Origin of the sequence: Dyella sp. C11 (assembly GCF_003121485.1) — a bacterium.
GTDB lineage: Bacteria > Pseudomonadota > Gammaproteobacteria > Xanthomonadales > Rhodanobacteraceae > Dyella.
Window position 1 is genome coordinate 137,861 of record NZ_QAVX01000001.1, and the last position, 16,321, is coordinate 154,181.

Annotated in this window: 15 protein-coding genes; 12 read left to right on the forward strand and 3 right to left on the reverse strand. The window is 63.9% G+C overall.

The genetic code is table 11. From position 1 onward, the window contains the following. The first annotated feature begins 31 nt into the window (after positions 1-31). Positions 32-838, forward strand: a complete 807-nt coding sequence (locus DK366_RS00545) for a phosphatase PAP2 family protein (protein ID WP_157956413.1) — start codon at positions 32-34, stop codon at positions 836-838. A 54-nt stretch (positions 839-892) separates the two neighbouring features. Beyond that, complete coding sequence (locus tag DK366_RS00550; protein ID WP_109123569.1) at positions 893-2,377, forward strand: NAD(P)/FAD-dependent oxidoreductase; 1,485 nt, start codon at positions 893-895, stop codon at positions 2,375-2,377. Positions 2,378-2,473: 96 nt separating this feature from the next. Here DK366_RS00550 and DK366_RS00555 read toward each other — a convergent pair whose 3' ends face one another. Together DK366_RS00555 and putA are read right to left on the reverse strand one after the other, a co-directional pair. Then, positions 2,474-3,208, reverse strand: a complete 735-nt coding sequence (locus DK366_RS00555; protein WP_109123570.1) for a TlpA disulfide reductase family protein — start codon at positions 3,206-3,208, stop codon at positions 2,474-2,476. A gap of 52 nt (positions 3,209-3,260) precedes the next feature. Continuing rightward, positions 3,261-6,416 carry a bifunctional proline dehydrogenase/L-glutamate gamma-semialdehyde dehydrogenase PutA gene (putA, locus tag DK366_RS00560; protein ID WP_109123571.1) on the reverse strand — a complete coding sequence of 1,052 codons (3,156 nt, stop codon included), beginning with the start codon at positions 6,414-6,416 and terminating at the stop codon, positions 3,261-3,263. A 491-nt stretch (positions 6,417-6,907) separates the two neighbouring features. Here putA and DK366_RS00565 point away from each other — a divergent pair, with 491 nt between their 5' ends. The 5 genes from DK366_RS00565 to DK366_RS00580 all read left to right on the forward strand — a co-directional run bounded on the left by DK366_RS00565 (position 6,908) and on the right by DK366_RS00580 (position 11,144). Then, positions 6,908-7,348, forward strand: a complete 441-nt coding sequence (locus DK366_RS00565) for a DUF2244 domain-containing protein (protein WP_109123895.1) — start codon at positions 6,908-6,910, stop codon at positions 7,346-7,348. 23 nt (positions 7,349-7,371) lie between these two features. Next, positions 7,372-8,337, forward strand: a complete 966-nt coding sequence (gene coxB, locus DK366_RS00570; RefSeq protein ID WP_109123572.1) for a cytochrome c oxidase subunit II — start codon at positions 7,372-7,374, stop codon at positions 8,335-8,337. Positions 8,338-8,384: 47 nt separating this feature from the next. Continuing rightward, complete coding sequence (ctaD, locus tag DK366_RS00575) at positions 8,385-10,007, forward strand: cytochrome c oxidase subunit I (RefSeq protein WP_109123573.1); 1,623 nt, start codon at positions 8,385-8,387, stop codon at positions 10,005-10,007. A 51-nt stretch (positions 10,008-10,058) separates the two neighbouring features. Further along, positions 10,059-10,190, forward strand: coding sequence for a hypothetical protein (locus DK366_RS21655; RefSeq protein WP_255412526.1), 132 nt, complete (start codon positions 10,059-10,061; stop codon positions 10,188-10,190). 66 nt (positions 10,191-10,256) lie between these two features. Continuing rightward, positions 10,257-11,144, forward strand: a complete 888-nt coding sequence (locus DK366_RS00580; RefSeq protein WP_109123574.1) for a cytochrome c oxidase subunit 3 — start codon at positions 10,257-10,259, stop codon at positions 11,142-11,144. 260 nt (positions 11,145-11,404) lie between these two features. Here the strand turns inward: DK366_RS00580 and DK366_RS00585 are convergent, their stop codons facing one another. Then, positions 11,405-11,620 carry a twin transmembrane helix small protein gene (locus DK366_RS00585; protein WP_019464088.1) on the reverse strand — a complete coding sequence of 72 codons (216 nt, stop codon included), beginning with the start codon at positions 11,618-11,620 and terminating at the stop codon, positions 11,405-11,407. Positions 11,621-11,679: 59 nt separating this feature from the next. On the opposite strand from DK366_RS00585, the gene DK366_RS00590 reads away from it, so the two are divergent. From DK366_RS00590 to DK366_RS00610, 5 genes are all read left to right on the forward strand, one after another. Next, a complete protein-coding gene (locus DK366_RS00590; RefSeq protein WP_109123575.1) occupies positions 11,680-12,417 on the forward strand; it encodes an SURF1 family protein in 738 nt (245 codons plus the stop codon). After that, a complete protein-coding gene (locus DK366_RS00595; RefSeq protein WP_109123576.1) occupies positions 12,414-12,983 on the forward strand; it encodes a hypothetical protein in 570 nt (189 codons plus the stop codon). The genes DK366_RS00590 and DK366_RS00595 overlap by 4 nt, the downstream gene beginning before the upstream one ends. Then, on the forward strand, positions 12,983-14,149 hold the full coding sequence (locus tag DK366_RS00600) for a COX15/CtaA family protein (protein ID WP_109123577.1): 1,167 nt from the start codon (positions 12,983-12,985) through the stop codon (positions 14,147-14,149). The genes DK366_RS00595 and DK366_RS00600 overlap by 1 nt, the downstream gene beginning before the upstream one ends. 2 nt (positions 14,150-14,151) lie before the next feature. Next, entirely contained in the window at positions 14,152-15,060 is a 909-nt protein-coding gene (gene cyoE / locus DK366_RS00605) for a heme o synthase (protein WP_109123578.1), read from the forward strand. Between the two features lie 964 nt (positions 15,061-16,024). Continuing rightward, the gene (locus tag DK366_RS00610; RefSeq protein WP_109123579.1) at positions 16,025-16,255 is read left to right on the forward strand and encodes a hypothetical protein; all 231 of its coding nucleotides are present in this window, start codon (positions 16,025-16,027) and stop codon (positions 16,253-16,255) included. Positions 16,256-16,321 lie beyond the last annotated feature (66 nt).

Consider the following 16,321-nt stretch of genomic DNA (forward strand, 5'->3'; position numbering starts at 1 on the left):
AGGCCGCCGCCGTTTCCCGGGGAGAATGTCGATGAACGCCTTGCCGGTCCGCTGCCGATACGCCTTGTTTCCCTGCCTGCTGGCCCTGGCGGCCTGCGCGCCCGTGCACACCCCGCCGGCTGCGCTGTCGCCTGCCAGCGCGCGGTCGGTCGCCACCTCGCTGCAGACGGCCGAACTGCTGCCGGCCGCGCCCAAGGTCGGCACGCCGCGGTACGAGGCCGATCGCCAGGTGTTTCTCGCCACGCGCAAGCTGCAGGATTCGCCGCGCTGGACGCTGGCCCAGCAGGACGTGGACTACGCCACCCCCAAGCTGATGGGCGATTTCAGCTGCGCCATGGGCGTGCCGCTCGATGCCACGAAGCTGCCCAGGCTGGCAGCCCTGGTCGATGCCACCAGCAACGCTGCCGATGCTTCTACCGGCCCGGCCAAGAAGGCCAACCAGCGACAACGGCCGTTCCTCATCGATCAGGGCGCCACCTGCCAGTCCACGTTGCAGCTGGCGCACAGCTTTGACTACCCCTCTGGCCATGCCACGCGCGGCTGGGCGGTGGGGCTGGTGCTTGCCGAGCTGGCGCCGGATCGCGCCACGGACCTGCTGCTGCGCTCTCGCGCCTTCGCCGACAGCCGCGTGGTGTGTGGCGTGCACAATCTGAGCGCCATCGAAGCGGGTGCCATGAACGGCGCGTCGGTGGTGGCCGTGCTGCACGCGTCGCCCGCGTTCCAGGACAGCCTCGCGGACGCCAAGCATGAGCTGCAGGCCTATCGCGACAGCGGCGTGTCCATGCCTGCCACCCAATGTTCGGCGGAAAAGGCACTGATCGAACCCACGCCGTACTGAGCCTTGCACGGCGTAAGCTGGCGTTTCACGGCCACGCCACACGGAGACGCGTGCATGGATCAGGAAGCTTCGCCCGCCTTCGATGTGCTGATCATCGGTGCGGGGCTGTCCGGTATCGGCATGGCTTGCCATCTGGCGATGGACCACCCGCAGCTGAAGGTGGCGCTGATCGAACGGCGCCGCTCCATCGGCGGCACGTGGGATCTGTTCCGCTATCCCGGTGTGCGTTCGGATTCGGACATGTTCACCTTCGGCTATGCGTTCCGTCCTTGGCACGCATTGGATGTGATGGCCGATGGTGACGCCATTCGCGAATACGTCATCGACACCGCGCGTGCGTATGGCGTGGACGGCAAGGTGCACTACGGATTGAAGGTGGTCTCCTCGTCCTGGTCGAGCGAGGAACGGCAATGGCGCGTGCATGTGTTCGACGAAGTGCACGGCGAAAACGGCGTGTTCACCTGTCGGTTCCTTGTCGTGTGTACCGGTTACTACAACTACGACCGAGGTTATCTGCCGGTGTTTGCAGGCGTGGATCGGTTCCGCGGCCAGCGCGTGCATCCACAGCAATGGCCGCAGGGGCTCGACTATCGCAACAAGCGTGTGGTGGTCATCGGCAGCGGTGCCACCGCGGTGACGCTGGTGCCGGCCATGGCTGGCGATGCAGCGCATGTCACCATGCTGCAGCGCTCGCCCACCTACATTCTTTCCCTGCCACGTTTCGACAAGATCTCCGCCGTCCTGGAGAAAGTACTGCCGAAATCCCTGGTGTTCCGCATGGCGCGGCGGCGAAACATTTTTCTCACTCGACTCATCTACAAGGCGGCGCGCCGGTGGCCGGACAAGGTTCGCGCATTCCTGCTCTCGGGTGTGCACAAACAGCTGGGGCCGAATGCCGACATGCGCCACTTCACGCCCGACTACCAGCCATGGGATCAGCGTTTATGCGTAGTTCCCGACGGCGATCTGTTTGCTGCCATGCGCAGCGGCAAGGCGTCGGTGGTCACGGGCGACATCGCGACATTCACGGAGCAGGGCATCCAGCTGATCTCCGGTGAAGAACTGCAGGCGGACATCATCGTCACTGCGACCGGCCTGGACATGCAGACGCTCGGTGGCATGCAACTGCAGGTCGATGGTCAGCCGCGCGTCATGGGTGAACTCGTCACCTACAAGGGCGTGCTGCTGCAGGACACGCCCAACTTCGCCTGCATCTTTGGCTACACCAATGCACCGTGGACGTTGAAGGCGGATCTCGCGGCCAAGTATGTGTGCCGCTTGCTTGCGCATATGCGTGAGCAAGGTGCTGAAGTGGTCACGCCGCGCGCGCCCGCGGACGAGCGGCAGGACGAATCCATCATGGGTTCGCTTACGTCGGGCTATGTGCAACGCGGCGCGCCAGTGCTTCCACGACAAGGGCGCGGGATGCCGTGGCGCGTGCTCAATAATTACGAGCGCGATTGCGAGCTGTTGCTGAAGTGTCCGGTGGTCGACGAGGTATTGGAAGTTCTGGCCTCACGAGCGCCGCGCCCTGTCTAGGCAGCGATCTTTTGTAGGAGCGCACTTGTGCGCGACCGCGTGCACGTGTCATCTCCGGTCGCGCACAAGTGCGCTCCTACACGTGTTCTGTCGCCGTCAGGGGTGCTCAGTGGCTTTCTTCCACTGATTCACCCAGCCCGTAAGATCAGCAAACTGCTTGTCCTGCCCATTGCGCATGGTCATGCCTACCGCTGCGCCCGCGACGCGGCCCGAAGGGTCGATCAACATCAATGTGGGATAGACGTTCACGCCCAGCGTGTCGATCAATGCCTGTCCATCGTGCAACACGGGCCAGGTGAAGCCGCGGTCGCTCACGAAGGCGCGCGCTGTATCGGCATCTTCATAGGTGATGGCGACGAAACCCATGTCGCCATGCGCGTGTGCGAACGCGTTGAGTACCGGTACTTCGGCGATGCATGGTGCGCATTCGGCGAAGAAGAAACTCACCAGTGTGTAGCGCCCACGCAGATCACCCGAACGCAGCGTGTCGCCTTTCAGCGCAGGCAATTCGAACGGCGGAAAGGCACTTCCACGGCCGAACGAAAATCGCCCCGTACCTGTCGTGGTGCCCGGCGGCCGCAGGCGCAGCATGGCGGCATTCGCCTCGCTGTCCGCGGAGCTGCTGTAGTTGCGCCCCTGGCCCAGTTGCTGCGCGAACGCGGCGTAATCCAGCGGCTTGCCGTTGGCATCGAGGTAATGCACATCGGGTGATGCGCCCAGCTGCAAGGTGGCGATGAAACGCTGTTCGTCATCCTGGGCGGGTGTCGCGTGAAGCGATGTCGTGAGCATCGCGAGGAGAAACATCGATGCGAGTCGTGCTGCGTGGCGCATGCCGGTTCCCGTCGAGAGAAGGCCGGCGCGCGTGCGCCGGCCTTGGATGCGCTTACTCGCCGATGGTGAGCAGCGACGCGTTGCCGCCAGCGGCGGTGGTGTTGATGGTGAGCGTGCGCTCGCCGGCAAAACGCAGCAGGTAGTGCGGGCCACCGGCCTTGGGGCCCGTGCCCGACAGGCCTTCGCCGCCGAACGGCTGCACGCCGACCACGGCACCGATCTGGTTGCGGTTGACGTAGCAGTTGCCCACGCGCGCGCGGCTCTGGATGAACTCCACCGTGTCGTCGATGCGGCTGTGGATGCCCAGCGTCAGGCCATAGCCGGTGGCGTTGATCTGATCCACCACCTTCGGCAGTTCGTCGGCCTTCCAGCGGATCACATGCAGCACCGGGCCGAAGATCTCGCGGGTCAGCGTGGCCAGGCCCGGGATTTCATAAGCGCGCGGCGCGAAGAACGTGCCGTTGCCGGTGGTGGCCGGATCGAGCACCACTTCGCCGATCTTCTTGGCTTCCTTGTCCATGCGTGCGGCGTGGTCGACCAGGATCTTCTTGGCGTCCTCGTCGATCACCGGCCCCACGTCAGTGGACAGCTGGCCCGGGTCGCCGACCTTCAGTTCCGCCATGGCACCGGCAAGCATCGCGTTGACCTTGTCGGCGATGTCTTCCTGCACGAACAGCACGCGCGCAGCCGAGCAGCGCTGGCCGGCGGATTGGAACGCCGAAGAAATCACGTCCTTGACGATCTGCTCCGGCAGGGCGGAGGAGTCGGCGATCATTGCGTTCTGGCCGCCGGTTTCGGCGATCAGCGCAGCGATGGGCGCGGTGCGGGCGGCGAGCGCGCGGTTGATCGCCCAGGCGGTGTCGGTGGAACCCGTGCACGCGACGCCCGACACGCGCGGATCGCGCGTCAGCGCGGCACCCACCGTGGCGCCGGCACCCGGCAGGTACTGCAGCACGTCGGCGGGAACGCCGGCTTCGTGCAGCAGCTTCACCGCAACGTAGCCGATCAGGCTGGTCTGTTCGGCGGGCTTGGCGATCACGCTGTTGCCGGCGGCGAGCGCCGCGCTGACCTGGCCAAGGAAGATCGCCAGCGGGAAGTTCCACGGGCTGATGCAGACGAATACGCCACGGCCGTTCAAGAACAGCTGGTTGCTCTCGCCGGTCGGGCCCGGCAACTGTTCCGGGTGGCCAAACAGGCGACGCGCCATGGTGGCGTAGTAACGCAGGAAGTCGGCGGCCTCGCGGATTTCGGCGATGGCGTCCGGCAGGCTCTTGCCCGCTTCGCGCACGCACAGCGCGATGAATTCACCGCGACGCGCTTCGAGCTGTTCGGCAGCATGCTCAAGGATGGCGGCGCGGCTCGCGGCCGGCAGGCGATCCCATGCGTGGTGCGCGGTCACGGCGTTGGCGAGTGCCTTGTCGACGGTGGCGCTGTCGGCGGAGACATAGCTGCCCACGGCCTGGCGACGGTCGGCCGGGTTGGTCACCTGCACGGTGGCGCCAGCGCTCTTGGCGCCCGGCACCAGCGGCTCGGCGTTCCACGGGCCATTGTTGCTGTGGATTGCCTCGGCGAGGGCCTTCAGTTCGTTGTCGTTGGAGAAGTTGACGCCCATGGAGTTCTTCCGAAGTTCACCGTAGAGATTCACCGGCAGCGGAATGCGCGGGTGGGGGATGGAGGCAAAGGAGCGCACGGTCTCGCACGGATCGGCGACCAGTTCGCGCACCGGCAGCGATTCGTCGACCACGCGGTTGACGAAGCTGGTGTTGGCGCCGTTTTCGAGCAGGCGGCGCACGAGGTAAGGCAGCAGGTCTTCATGCGTGCCCACCGGTGCGTACACGCGGCACGGTACGTTCAAGTTCTGCTTGCCGATCACTTCGGCGTAGAGGTCCGTGCCCATGCCGTGCAGGCGCTGGTATTCGTACGGACGGCCCTGCGCGATGTGATGCACGGCAGCGATGGTGTGCGCGTTGTGCGTGGCGAACTGCGGGTAGATCAGCGTGACGCCCGCGTCCAGCAGCTTGCGTGCGCAGGCCAGGTACGACACGTCGGTGTTCGGCTTGCGCGTATACACCGGATAGCCGCTGAGGCCGTTTTCCTGCGCGCGCTTCACTTCCGCATCCCAGTACGCGCCCTTCACCAGGCGCACGTACCAGCGGCGGCCGGTGGCACGCGCGGTTTCGATCAGCCAGTCGATGACGAACGGCGTGCGCTTGGCATACGCCTGCACCACGATGCCGAGGCCGTTCCAGCCTTCCAGCGACGGATGCGCAAACACATCACCGATGATGTCCAGCGAGAGTTCCAGGCGATCGGCTTCTTCCGCGTCGACGGAAAGCGCGATGCCCTGCTTCATCGCCAGCTGCGACAGCTCAAGCAACTTCGCGGTGAGGTCGCGACGTGCGATCTCGCGCTTGGCCACTTCATAGCGTGGATGCAGCGCGGAGAGCTTCACCGAGATCGACGGCGCATCGGTGTGGTTGGCGAACGGGCCGCGCGAGCCGATCGATGCGATGGCGCTGCGGTAATCCTGCTGGTAACGCTCGGCGGTTTCGCTGGTGAGCGCCGATTCGCCCAGCATGTCGTAGGAATAGCGATACATCGCGTATTCCTTCTGCGCGCAGCGATCCAGCGCGTCGCCAATGGTCTGACCCATCACGAACTGGTGGCCCATGATGCGCATGGCCTGGCGCACGGCCAGGCGAATGGCCGGCTCGCCCGCGCGACCGACCAGGCGACGCAGCGCACCGGTGAAGTCGTGACGGGTTTCTTCCGACAGCGTCACCAGCTTGCCGGTGAGCATCAGGCCCCAGGTCGACATGTTGACGAAGACGGACTCGCTCTGGCCCAGATGCTTCTTCCAGTTCGCATCGCCCAGCTTGTCGCGGATCAGCTTGTCCGCGGTGCTCTTGTCCGGAATGCGCAGCAGCGCTTCGGCCACGCACATCAGCAGCACGCCTTCTTCCGAAGAAAGATCGTACTGGCGCATGAAGGATTCGACCGCGCTCTGGTCCTTGGCGCGGGCGCGCACGCGGGTCACCAGCTCCGCAGCCAGGTCGATCACCTTTTCGCGCTCGACGGGCGGAAGGGTGGCCTGGGCGAGCAGGTCGTTGACCGCTTCGGTCTCGTCGCGCAGCCAATTGGCGGTGATGCGCGCGCGCGCAGGCTCGACGCCGGTGGGCAGTTCGGGGCTAAGAATGGGCTGTGTCACTTGGGTATGGACCAAAACGTGGGTGGGGCGGGGAATCGCGGGATTGTACGCGTGGGGGAAAACGCACGCATCCGTACGCAGTTGTGCGGTGCGTCAGGGGCTCGCGTACACATATATATGTGGGCGATGGCAAGGAATCGGTAGCGAAGAGGGGCAGGCGTGACCTGCCAGCCGGGTCACGATGGGATGTTGCGACGACCAGGGGCTGCATGTGGCAAACCGTCGCACCTTTTGGGGGGCTTCCGGTGAGCCGCGTCGAGACACCGGCTACTCGCTGCTCAACCCACTGACAACACACGCAAACGCAGTGAGACACACATCACCCGCGCACGCGCCAGCACGTCGCGCCGCATTCATCCCTGCTTCAAATCAATGACATGCGGCGTTCTTGCTCCCCGATGCAATCGCGGCCTATCATGCCGTGGTTCCAGGCACGCCGGGTCCTCATGATCGTGCTTCGACCAGCAGCAGCCGGCTTGCCGTGCGTAACGATGTGGCTCAAGCCCAATCGTGCACTGAGCCGACGCGACCTGCGTCGACTGATCGGGGTTCTGGCGGCGCTGGCGCTGACGACGGCCGTGTTGGGAGCATGGCAGGGGAATGTCTTCGCTCCTTTGTTTGCTCTGGTCGAGTCCTCCGCAGTGGCTTTCGCTCTTGGCGTGGCCTGGCGGGCCGGCGACCGCAGCGAGCGCATCACCCTCGACGAATCGTCGCTGGAGGTGCAGTCCCTGCCAGGTCGGCGCAGTGCGCGCTTTCAGACGTATTGGGTGCGCGTAGAACTGCGGTCCGGCCAGGGAAGGGCGCGTCTGCTGCTGGCGTCGCATGGACGGGAGCTGGAAATCGGGGCTTTCCTCGGGGAAGAGGAGCGCGCCGAGCTGTCAAGGAAACTCATGGTGTTGCTGACGGAGCTTTGCCAACAGCGACGCAGGTAGGTTCAACAAAGGTGCATCGAGACATGACATCTGGCGGCATCAGGCCTGGCAGTATCAAGCGAGCAGTCGCGGCAATCGCGCTCATCGCTCTCACCATGTTCGGCGGCGTGGCTCTCGCCAATCCGCAGCCAGGGCAGTTGAACATGACGCGCGGCGCGTCCACGTGGTCGCCCGAGGCCTACTTCCTCAACAACGTTGCCTTCGGCGTTTGCGTCGTCATCGGCATCCTTGTGTTCGGCGCGATGTTCATCGCCATGTTCCGCTTCCGCAAATCGCGCGGTGCGGTGGCCGAAAAGTGGTCGCACAACACCACGCTTGAAATCGTGTGGACCACCATTCCCGTCATCATCCTGATCGTGCTGGCGTATCTCGCCACGGGCGGTCTGCGCACCTTCGCCGACACCACCGGCTCCGAGATGACCGTGAAGGTCACCGGCTACCAGTGGAAGTGGCGTTACGACTACGTCGACTACAAGGGCAAGGCGATCGAGAAGGTGGGCTTCATGTCCCGCCTCGATCGTGAAAGCGACGACACGCGCCAGCTGAACTCGGGCCTGGACCCGAATGCCGTGAAGGTGGGCGACGAGAACACCTACCTGCTCAACGTGGACAAGCCGCTGGTGGTGCCGGTGGGCACCAAGATCCGCTTCGTCATTACGGCGGGCGACGTGATCCACTCGTGGTGGGTGCCTGCGCTGGGCTGGAAGATGGATGCCATCCCGGGCATCGTCAACGCGGCCTGGACCAACATCACCGAGCCGGGCGTGTATCGCGGCCAGTGCGCCGAGTTGTGCGGCCAGGATCACGGCTTCATGCCGATCGTGGTGAAGGCGCTGCCGAAGCCGGAATTCGAGAAGTGGCTGGCTGAGCAGGAAGCCGCGGCGAACCCGCCGCCGGCGCAGCCTGCCGCTCCGGCACCGGCTTCCACGGCTGCCGCACCCAAGACCGCCGACGTCGACGCACCTGTTTCGCAGGGCCATCAGGGCTGAGCAATCAGCCCCATCACAGCATTCGCATTTAGGTAGAGGTGTAAGGCATGGCCCACGCAGCTACACACGACGATCATCATCACGACGATCATCACGGCGCGCCCAGCAATTTCTTCGTCCGCTGGTGCATGTCCACCAACCACAAGGACATCGGTACGTTGTACCTGGTGTTCTCGCTGCTGATGTTCTTCATCGGCGGCAGCTTCGCGATGGTGATCCGCGCGGAACTGTTCAAGCCCGGCATGCAGCTGGTGCAGCCGTACTTCTTCAACGAAATGACCACGATGCATGCGCTGGTCATGATCTTCGGCGCGGTGATGCCGGCCTTCGTGGGCCTGGGCAACTGGATGATCCCGCTGATGATCGGTGCGCCGGACATGGCGTTGCCGCGCATGAACAACCTGTCGTTCTGGATTCTGCCGTTCGCCTTCGCGCTGCTGCTGTCCACGCTGTTCCTTCCGGGCGGTGGCCCGGCTGGTGGCTGGACCATGTATCCGCCGCTGTCGCTGCAGGGTGATTCGGTCGCCTACGTGGTGTTTGCGGTGCACTTGATGGGTATCAGCTCCATCATGGGCGCGATCAACATCATCGCCACCATCCTGAACATGCGCGCGCCGGGCATGGACCTGCTGAAGATGCCGGTGTTCGTGTGGAGCTGGCTGATCACGGCGTTCCTGCTGATCGCGGTGATGCCGGTGCTGGCGGGTGCAGTGACCATGCTGCTCACCGACAAGTACTTCGGTACCAGCTTCTTCAATGCCGCTGGCGGTGGCGACCCGGTGCTGTTCCAGCACATCTTCTGGTTCTTCGGTCACCCCGAGGTCTACATCATGATCTTGCCGGCCTTTGGCCTGGTGTCCGAGATCATCCCGACCTTCGCGCGCAAGCCCATCTTTGGTTACAAGGCGATGGTGTTCGCCATCGCGTCCATCGCGTTCCTGTCGTTCATCGTGTGGGCGCACCACATGTTCGCGGTGGGCCTGCCGCTGGGCGGCGAAATCTTCTTCATGTACGCCACCATGCTGATCGCGGTGCCGACGGGAGTGAAGGTGTTCAACTGGGTCAGCACCATGTGGGGCGGCTCGATGACGTTCGAAACGCCGATGCTGTTTGCCATCGCGTTCGTCATCCTGTTCACCATTGGCGGCTTCTCGGGCCTGATGCTGGCGCTGGCGCCGGCCGACTTCCAGTATCACGACACGTACTTCGTGGTGGCCCACTTCCACTACGTGCTGGTGACGGGCGCCATCTTCGCGATCATCGCGGGCACCTATTACTGGCTGCCGAAGTGGACCGGCCACATGTATTCGGAGACGTGGGGCAAGATCCACTTCTGGAACAGCGTGATCTGGGTGAACGTGTTGTTCTTCCCGCAGCACTTCCTGGGCCTGGCCGGCATGCCGCGCCGCATTCCCGACTACAACGTCGCGTTTGCCAACTTCAACATGATCAGCTCCATCGGCGGCTTCCTGTTCGGCGCCTCGCAGCTGATCTTCCTCGGCGTGATCATCCACGCGGTGTGGTTCTCCAAGAAGAAGGCACCGGACCGCGTGTGGGAAGGCGCCAAGGGCCTGGAGTGGACCGTGCCGTCGCCCGCGCCGTATCACACGTTCGATGTGCCGCCGGTTATCCATGATGACGAGCTGGCACACGGCCACCTCGACGATTGATGCCACGCATGACCGCCTCGGCGTTGCGCCGGGGCGGATGGAAACGAACGGATGAACCAGTCAACCACGACAACGATCGAGCAACAGCGCAAGAAGGGTGTGCGACTCACCGTGACGGTGTTCGGTGGCATCGCCTTCGCGATTTTCGTGCTCTCGCTGTTGCAGGGGCTGAAGTACTCCTGACGTAACCGCTGCCGTATTTCCATGTCGTACCGTTGACGTAGACAGAGCATTCCACAGGGATCTCACATGGCTCAGCAACAAGGCGTTTATTTCGTTCCATCCAAGAGCCAGTGGCCGATCGTGGCCGCGGTGGTGATGTTCGTCACCGTGTTCGGTGCCGCGCACTGGTTGAACGCTCCCCCGGGTGAGGCAGGCTTCGGCAAGACGCTGCTGCTGGTCGGCTTCGTCGGCATCCTGCTGATGTTCTTCGGCTGGTTCCGCTCGGTGATCCGCGAGTCGCTCGCGGGCAGCTACAACAGCCAGGTGGACCGCTCGTTCCGCATGGGCATGATGTGGTTCATCTTCTCCGAGGTGATGTTCTTCGGCGCGTTCTTCGGTGCGCTGTTCTACGCGCGCATGTTCGCCGTGCCGTGGCTGGGTGGTGATGGCCATGGCGTGCTGACGCACCAGTTCCTGTGGGAAGACTACGCGGCGTCCTGGGGCGCCAGTGGCGGTGGTGGTCCGGCTCGCATCGGCGGCAACTTCCAGACGGTGGCGCCGTGGGGCCTGCCGCTGATCAATACGCTGATCCTGCTCACCTCCAGCGTGACCATCACCATCGCGCACCACGCGCTGAAGGCTGGCCATCGCGGCAAGATCCTGCTGTTCCTGGGCCTGACCGTGCTGTTGGGCGCCACGTTCCTGTACTTCCAGGCGCACGAGTACATCGAGGCGTACAAGGAACTGAATCTGACGCTGCAGAGCGGTGTCTACGGCTCGACGTTCTTCATGCTCACCGGCTTCCACGGCATGCACGTGACGCTGGGCACCATCATGCTGGCGGTGATCTGGCTGCGCGTGGCCAAGGGCCATTTCACCAAGGAACATCACTTCGGTTTCGAAGCGGTGGCCTGGTACTGGCACTTCGTCGACGTGGTGTGGCTGGGCCTCTTCATGTTCGTGTACATCCTCTGAGACGCTGACGCGTCGCAGCAAAAACCCGCCGAAAGGCGGGTTTTTTTGTTGGTCGCGCGGGAGTGCTGCAGGCTTGACCTGTGGGAGCGCACCCTGTGCGCGACGAGCCAGCGTAGCGGTAGCGGCAATGCGCCTGTCGCGCACAGGGTGCGCTCCCACAGGAACAAGTAATGGGACGGCCCAAAACAAAGGCCCGCCAGTGGCGGGCCTTTGGGAACCGGATGTCGCAGCAGCGCGACAGCGGCGGCGGAACGCTACAATTACTGACCCACGCCGTGCGGGTGGAGCCAGCCCATCCAGATACCGAGTACCACCATCAGGATGAGCAGCACCGACAACCCGATGCGACGCGTCAGCGCCCACACCGTGCGCTTGCTGCCTTCCTTGTCGGTCATCATGAAGTACAGGGCCTGACCAAGATTGAACAGCACCACCAGCAGCAGAATCACCAGCGCATATTTGTAGATGGTTTCCACGTGATTGGTCCGAACGTTATCGACATCCGCAGTATAGCGGCCGTGCACGGAGCCACTGCGTGAAGTGGCTGCGCCGTCCGTCGTGGTTCGCGCTGCTGCTCACCGTGGCCAGTGCCTTGTTGTTCATACGTTTGGGCGTGTGGCAGCTGCATCGAGCGGACGAGAAGGAAGCGATTCTGCGACGGTATGCCACAGCGGAAACGGCTGCGCCGCGCGACTTTGCCGCAGTGGCCTTGAATCCCCCCGTGAACGCGTTTGCACGCGTCGAGGTGCATGGCGAATACGTGGCAGATCGCCTGTACCTGCTAGACAACCCGAAGCACGACCAGCGTGGCGGTGTGGAAGTCTATGCGCCTTTCCGCCCGCAGCACGGCGATCGACTGCTGCTGGTCGACCTGGGTTTCCTTCCTGGCAATGGCACCGGCCAGCCTCCGCAGCTGCCACCGTTGCCCACGGGCGCGCATGACCTGCACGGGCTGTATGTGCCTGCCCCGGGCGTGGGTTTCGAGATGGGCGGCAATGCGCTGAGTCAACAAACGCAGTGGCCAAAGACCACGGTGTATCTCGACCTGCGGCAAGTGGCAGCTGACCTGGGCACCGCGTTGTATCCGCAGGTGCTCTCGCTGGATGCGGAGCCCTCATCCATTTACGTGCGCGAGCACACCATCGATTTCTCTGCGATGCCGCCCGCGCGACATCGCGCTTACGCGTTCCAGTGGTTCACCTTTGCCGTTGCGGTCGTGGTGATCCTGCTGGTGCTGCATCGTCGTCGACCTTCCCGATCGGACACGCCATGAATCCTCCTGATCCTGCCGCACTGCGCGCCAGTCGCCTCAAACTGCTGTTGATCATGCTGGTCTTTGCGGCACCGATTGTTGCGGCCATGCTGCTTACGCTCAGTGGCTGGCAGCCTTCCGGCAAGGCGAACGGGCAGGCCATTACACCGCAGCGAAACTTCGCCGCTGAGCAACTGCCGATATCGCTCACCAACGGCGATACCTGGGAGTGGCGTGCCAGCGAGCCGAAGCTGACGCTGGTGGCGCTGGCAGGACCCGATTGCGCGGCGAAATGCCTGGACGTGCTGACCAAGATGGCCGCCGCCCGCATCACGCTCAACCAGAATGCCGAGCGCCTGCGCTTGCTCTACGTAGGCAAGCCCCCGGCCGATGCCGCCGCCAGTGGCATGACGAATTACTGGAAGCTGGGGCAGGACGCGATGGGTGCGCTGGCGCCGTTCAAGCCGACTGAGCCCGACACCGTGAGCGCGGTGCTGGTGGAATCCAACGGCACCGCGCTGTCGTTCTATCCCGCGGGCTTTGATCCCACCGGGCTACGCAAGGATCTTCAGAAGGTGATTCGCTGATGACCGCCCGCTCCATCAAGGTGCTGCGTGGACTGGCACTGCTGGCTGCCGTATTCGCGTTTGGCGTGGTGATGTTCGGCGCCTTCGTGCGCCTGTCCAACGCGGGTCTTTCCTGCCCCGACTGGCCGACGTGCTACGGACGCGCCACCTGGCCCGAACAGCAGCATGAAATTGCACAGGCGAACCAGGCCTTCCCCGATCGCCCCTACGAGACGAACAAGGCGTGGCGTGAGCAGGTGCATCGTTTTCTCGCCGGTACGCTGGGTACGCTGGTGTTTGCGCTTGCACTCATCGCCAGCTGGCGTCGCCCGTGGACGCGTTATGCCGTAATCGCCGGTGCGATATTCGCCGCCGTTGGCGTGGGCATGTACATCAAGGGCGAACACCATTGGTCGCTGCTGGTGTCGTTGTTCGCGATCGGATTGCCCGCGGCGGCGGCGATCGGGCTTGAACGGCCCGGTGCCTGGCGCATCAGCGTGCTGGCGCTTGCCGTGGTCGTCTTCCAGGCGATGCTCGGCATGTGGACGGTAACGCTGCTGCTGAAACCCATCGTGGTGATGGGCCATCTGCTGGGAGGCATCACCACGTTCGCGTTGCTCGCCTATGCCGCGCTGCGTTTCTCGGGCGTGGGGGCGAATGACGACAGCTATGCCGGCCTGGGTCGCGCGGTGGTGCTTGGCATCGTGCTGCTGGTGGCGCAGATCGCACTCGGTGGATGGACATCATCAAATTACGCAGCGCTCGCTTGCGGCACGGATTTCCCGAAGTGCCTCGGCCAGTGGGCGCCGCCGACAGATTTCCGCGAAGCCTTCGTGCTGTGGCGTGGCATTGGCGTGAACTACGAAGGCGGCGTGCTCGACATGGCAGCGCGCAGTGCCATCCAGATCGCCCATCGCCTTGGTGCGCTGGTGGTGTTCTGCTATCTGGCGTGGCTGTCGCACCGCGTGTCGCGGCGCGGGCTGCGTTCGCTGGGCCTGGCGATAGCCGTGGTGCTGGTGACGCAGGTGCTGCTGGGCATCAGCAATGTGCACTTCGGGCTGCCGCTGCCGGTGGCAACGCTGCACAATGGCGTGGCCGCGCTGTTGCTGTTCACCCTGCTGGCGACGTTGGCACGCACGCAAAAGCATCACGAAGATGCGATGTTCCTTCCCTACGGACACCTTTGACGATGACCAGCCGTTTCCATGAGTACCTGGAACTGACCAAGCCGCGCGTCGTTGCGCTGCTGGTGTTCTGCGCGGTCATTGGCATGTTTCTCGCCGTGCCCGGCATTCCGCCGTGGCGCGCGCTGGTGTTCGGCACGCTCGGCATCTGGATGGCGTCGGGTTCGGCGGCGGCGTTCAATCACCTGATCGATCAGCGCATCGACAAGGTGATGGCGCGCACCGCGCATCGTCCCCTGGCCACTGGCCATCTCAAGCCGAAACAGGTGCTCACCTTCGCGCTGGCGCTTGGCGCGTTGTCGATGGTGATCCTGGTGTTGCTGGTGAATCCGCTCACGGCGTTGCTCACGTTCGCCGGCCTGATCGGTTATGCGGTGATCTACACCGCGTACCTCAAGCGCGCGACGCCGCAGAACATCGTGATCGGCGGATTGGCGGGTGCGATTCCGCCGGTGCTGGGCTGGACGGCCGTCACGGGAGAGCTGCACGCGTTCGCGCTGCAGTTGTGCCTGATCATCTTCGTGTGGACGCCACCGCATTTCTGGGCGCTGGCCATTTTCCGTCGCGATGATTATTCACGCGCGCAGGTGCCGATGTTGCCGGTGACGCATGGCGTAGTGTTCACGCGCTGGCATGTGCTGTTCTACACGATTCTGCTGGTGCTGGTGACGCTGTTGCCGGCGCTGACGGGTTATAGCGGGATGGTGTATCTGGGTGGTGCGGCGGTTTTGGGTGCGGGTTTTCTTTACTACGCCATTCGCTTGCTCAATCCGCCGGATGAGTTTTTCGCGATGAAGGTGTTCAACTATTCCATCGTGTACCTGATGGCGTTGTTTGCGTTTTTGCTGGTGGATCACTGGGTGATGGAGCCGCTGGTGCAGCATCAGGGCGTGGTGTTCGAGCGCACCACCTGACGCGACGCCTTAGCTCCCTCTCCCCTTCGGGGAGAGGGTTGGGGTGAGTCCCGGAAAGGGGATAAAGGTCGGGTGCTCGCGATAGAGTTTCTATCGTTCATCACCATCCTCGATATGGCGTCTCTACCCCTCTCCGTCATCCTAGCGATGACACTTCTACCCCTCACCGTCATTCCCGCGAAGGCGGGAATCCAGTGACTTGGCCTTTGCTTTCTCGCTCGGTCGAAGCGATTCCGCAACTTGGCTCACCTGCCGCGGGCTTCCGGCCTCCTGCCGGAGGCCGGGTCACTTTCTCTTGCTTGCCCAAGAGAAAGTAACCAAAGAGAAGGGCACCCCGGATGACGCGCCTTCCGGGCTTTCAGCCCTCCAGGTCCGCGTGCGGGCTACGGGGTTTGTCGACAGGGCATCCTGCCCTGACGACAAACTGGCCGGCATCCATGCCGGCCACCCTGCGGGCTGGTCCTTCACCCGCACGCCGCTGTCATACGGGGCCCTGAGAGCGAAGGGCCAAAGCCAAAGCAAGGTTGGTGGCGCTTTCTCGAGCACCCGCCCCTCACCCCAGCCCTCTCCCCGGAGGGGAGAGGGAGCAAACCGGGCGGGCGGGGCGTGCACACCCGGTGACGCCCCCGTCACCTTGCCGGCGACATTCCATTCACCCCTCTGAACGCAACAACTTTCGCCGCCAAAAAGGGCCGCCACGGGGTTGACACTTGCGCACCGCAGCAAGACAATTCGCGCGCCACCCGGCGCGGTTCGCCGTACGTGGCCTCTGTCCTATCAACCCAAGGCATATGGACGTTTACCCTAGTCGCAACGTCGACATCCGCGAGCATCGGGTGCCGGCATTGCTTAACAAGCTGATCTGCTGCGGCGACCGCCTGCGGTCGGCTGGCGCTTTCCTCGACTAGGGAAGACCGGCCCACCTCTGACGGCGCTTCAGCGCCGTTAACGAGGAGAAAGGGCCATGAAGCTCCTTCGCGATTTCTTCCGTCTGCGTGCTGCCCGCTCGGGCCGCCGTGTGGACTCCCGTTCCTGGACGATCACTGTGCCGGCCCCCCTGGCCGACGCGCAGCGTTCCCCGTCGTCCGATTCGCACCGTCTTTCCGACGCCCCGCGCGGCCATCAGGTCGCGCGCCGGCCGGAACATGCCGTTTCGCAAGCGCATCGTCATCTGCAGCTGGTATCCAGTCACTGATGAAGACCTCGCCGCGCATTGCGCTGCCGCGCAAGGGCTGGCCTCCGCCAGTCCCCTGGCAGCCTT

What these genes read in the sequence shown, in the direction of transcription:
- DK366_RS00545 (WP_157956413.1), top strand. Translation starts at nt 32, where the DNA reads ATGAACGCCTTGCCGGTCCGCTGCCGATACGCCTTGTTTCCCTGCCTG.
- DK366_RS00550 (WP_109123569.1), top strand. Translation starts at nt 893, where the DNA reads ATGGATCAGGAAGCTTCGCCCGCCTTCGATGTGCTGATCATCGGTGCG.
- DK366_RS00555 (WP_109123570.1), bottom strand. Translation starts at nt 3,208, where the DNA reads ATGCGCCACGCAGCACGACTCGCATCGATGTTTCTCCTCGCGATGCTC.
- DK366_RS00565 (WP_109123895.1), top strand. Translation starts at nt 6,908, where the DNA reads ATGTGGCTCAAGCCCAATCGTGCACTGAGCCGACGCGACCTGCGTCGA.
- coxB (WP_109123572.1), top strand. Translation starts at nt 7,372, where the DNA reads ATGACATCTGGCGGCATCAGGCCTGGCAGTATCAAGCGAGCAGTCGCG.
- ctaD (WP_109123573.1), top strand. Translation starts at nt 8,385, where the DNA reads ATGGCCCACGCAGCTACACACGACGATCATCATCACGACGATCATCAC.
- DK366_RS21655 (WP_255412526.1), top strand. Translation starts at nt 10,059, where the DNA reads ATGAACCAGTCAACCACGACAACGATCGAGCAACAGCGCAAGAAGGGT.
- DK366_RS00580 (WP_109123574.1), top strand. Translation starts at nt 10,257, where the DNA reads ATGGCTCAGCAACAAGGCGTTTATTTCGTTCCATCCAAGAGCCAGTGG.
- DK366_RS00595 (WP_109123576.1), top strand. Translation starts at nt 12,414, where the DNA reads ATGAATCCTCCTGATCCTGCCGCACTGCGCGCCAGTCGCCTCAAACTG.
- DK366_RS00600 (WP_109123577.1), top strand. Translation starts at nt 12,983, where the DNA reads ATGACCGCCCGCTCCATCAAGGTGCTGCGTGGACTGGCACTGCTGGCT.
- cyoE (WP_109123578.1), top strand. Translation starts at nt 14,152, where the DNA reads ATGACCAGCCGTTTCCATGAGTACCTGGAACTGACCAAGCCGCGCGTC.
- DK366_RS00610 (WP_109123579.1), top strand. Translation starts at nt 16,025, where the DNA reads ATGAAGCTCCTTCGCGATTTCTTCCGTCTGCGTGCTGCCCGCTCGGGC.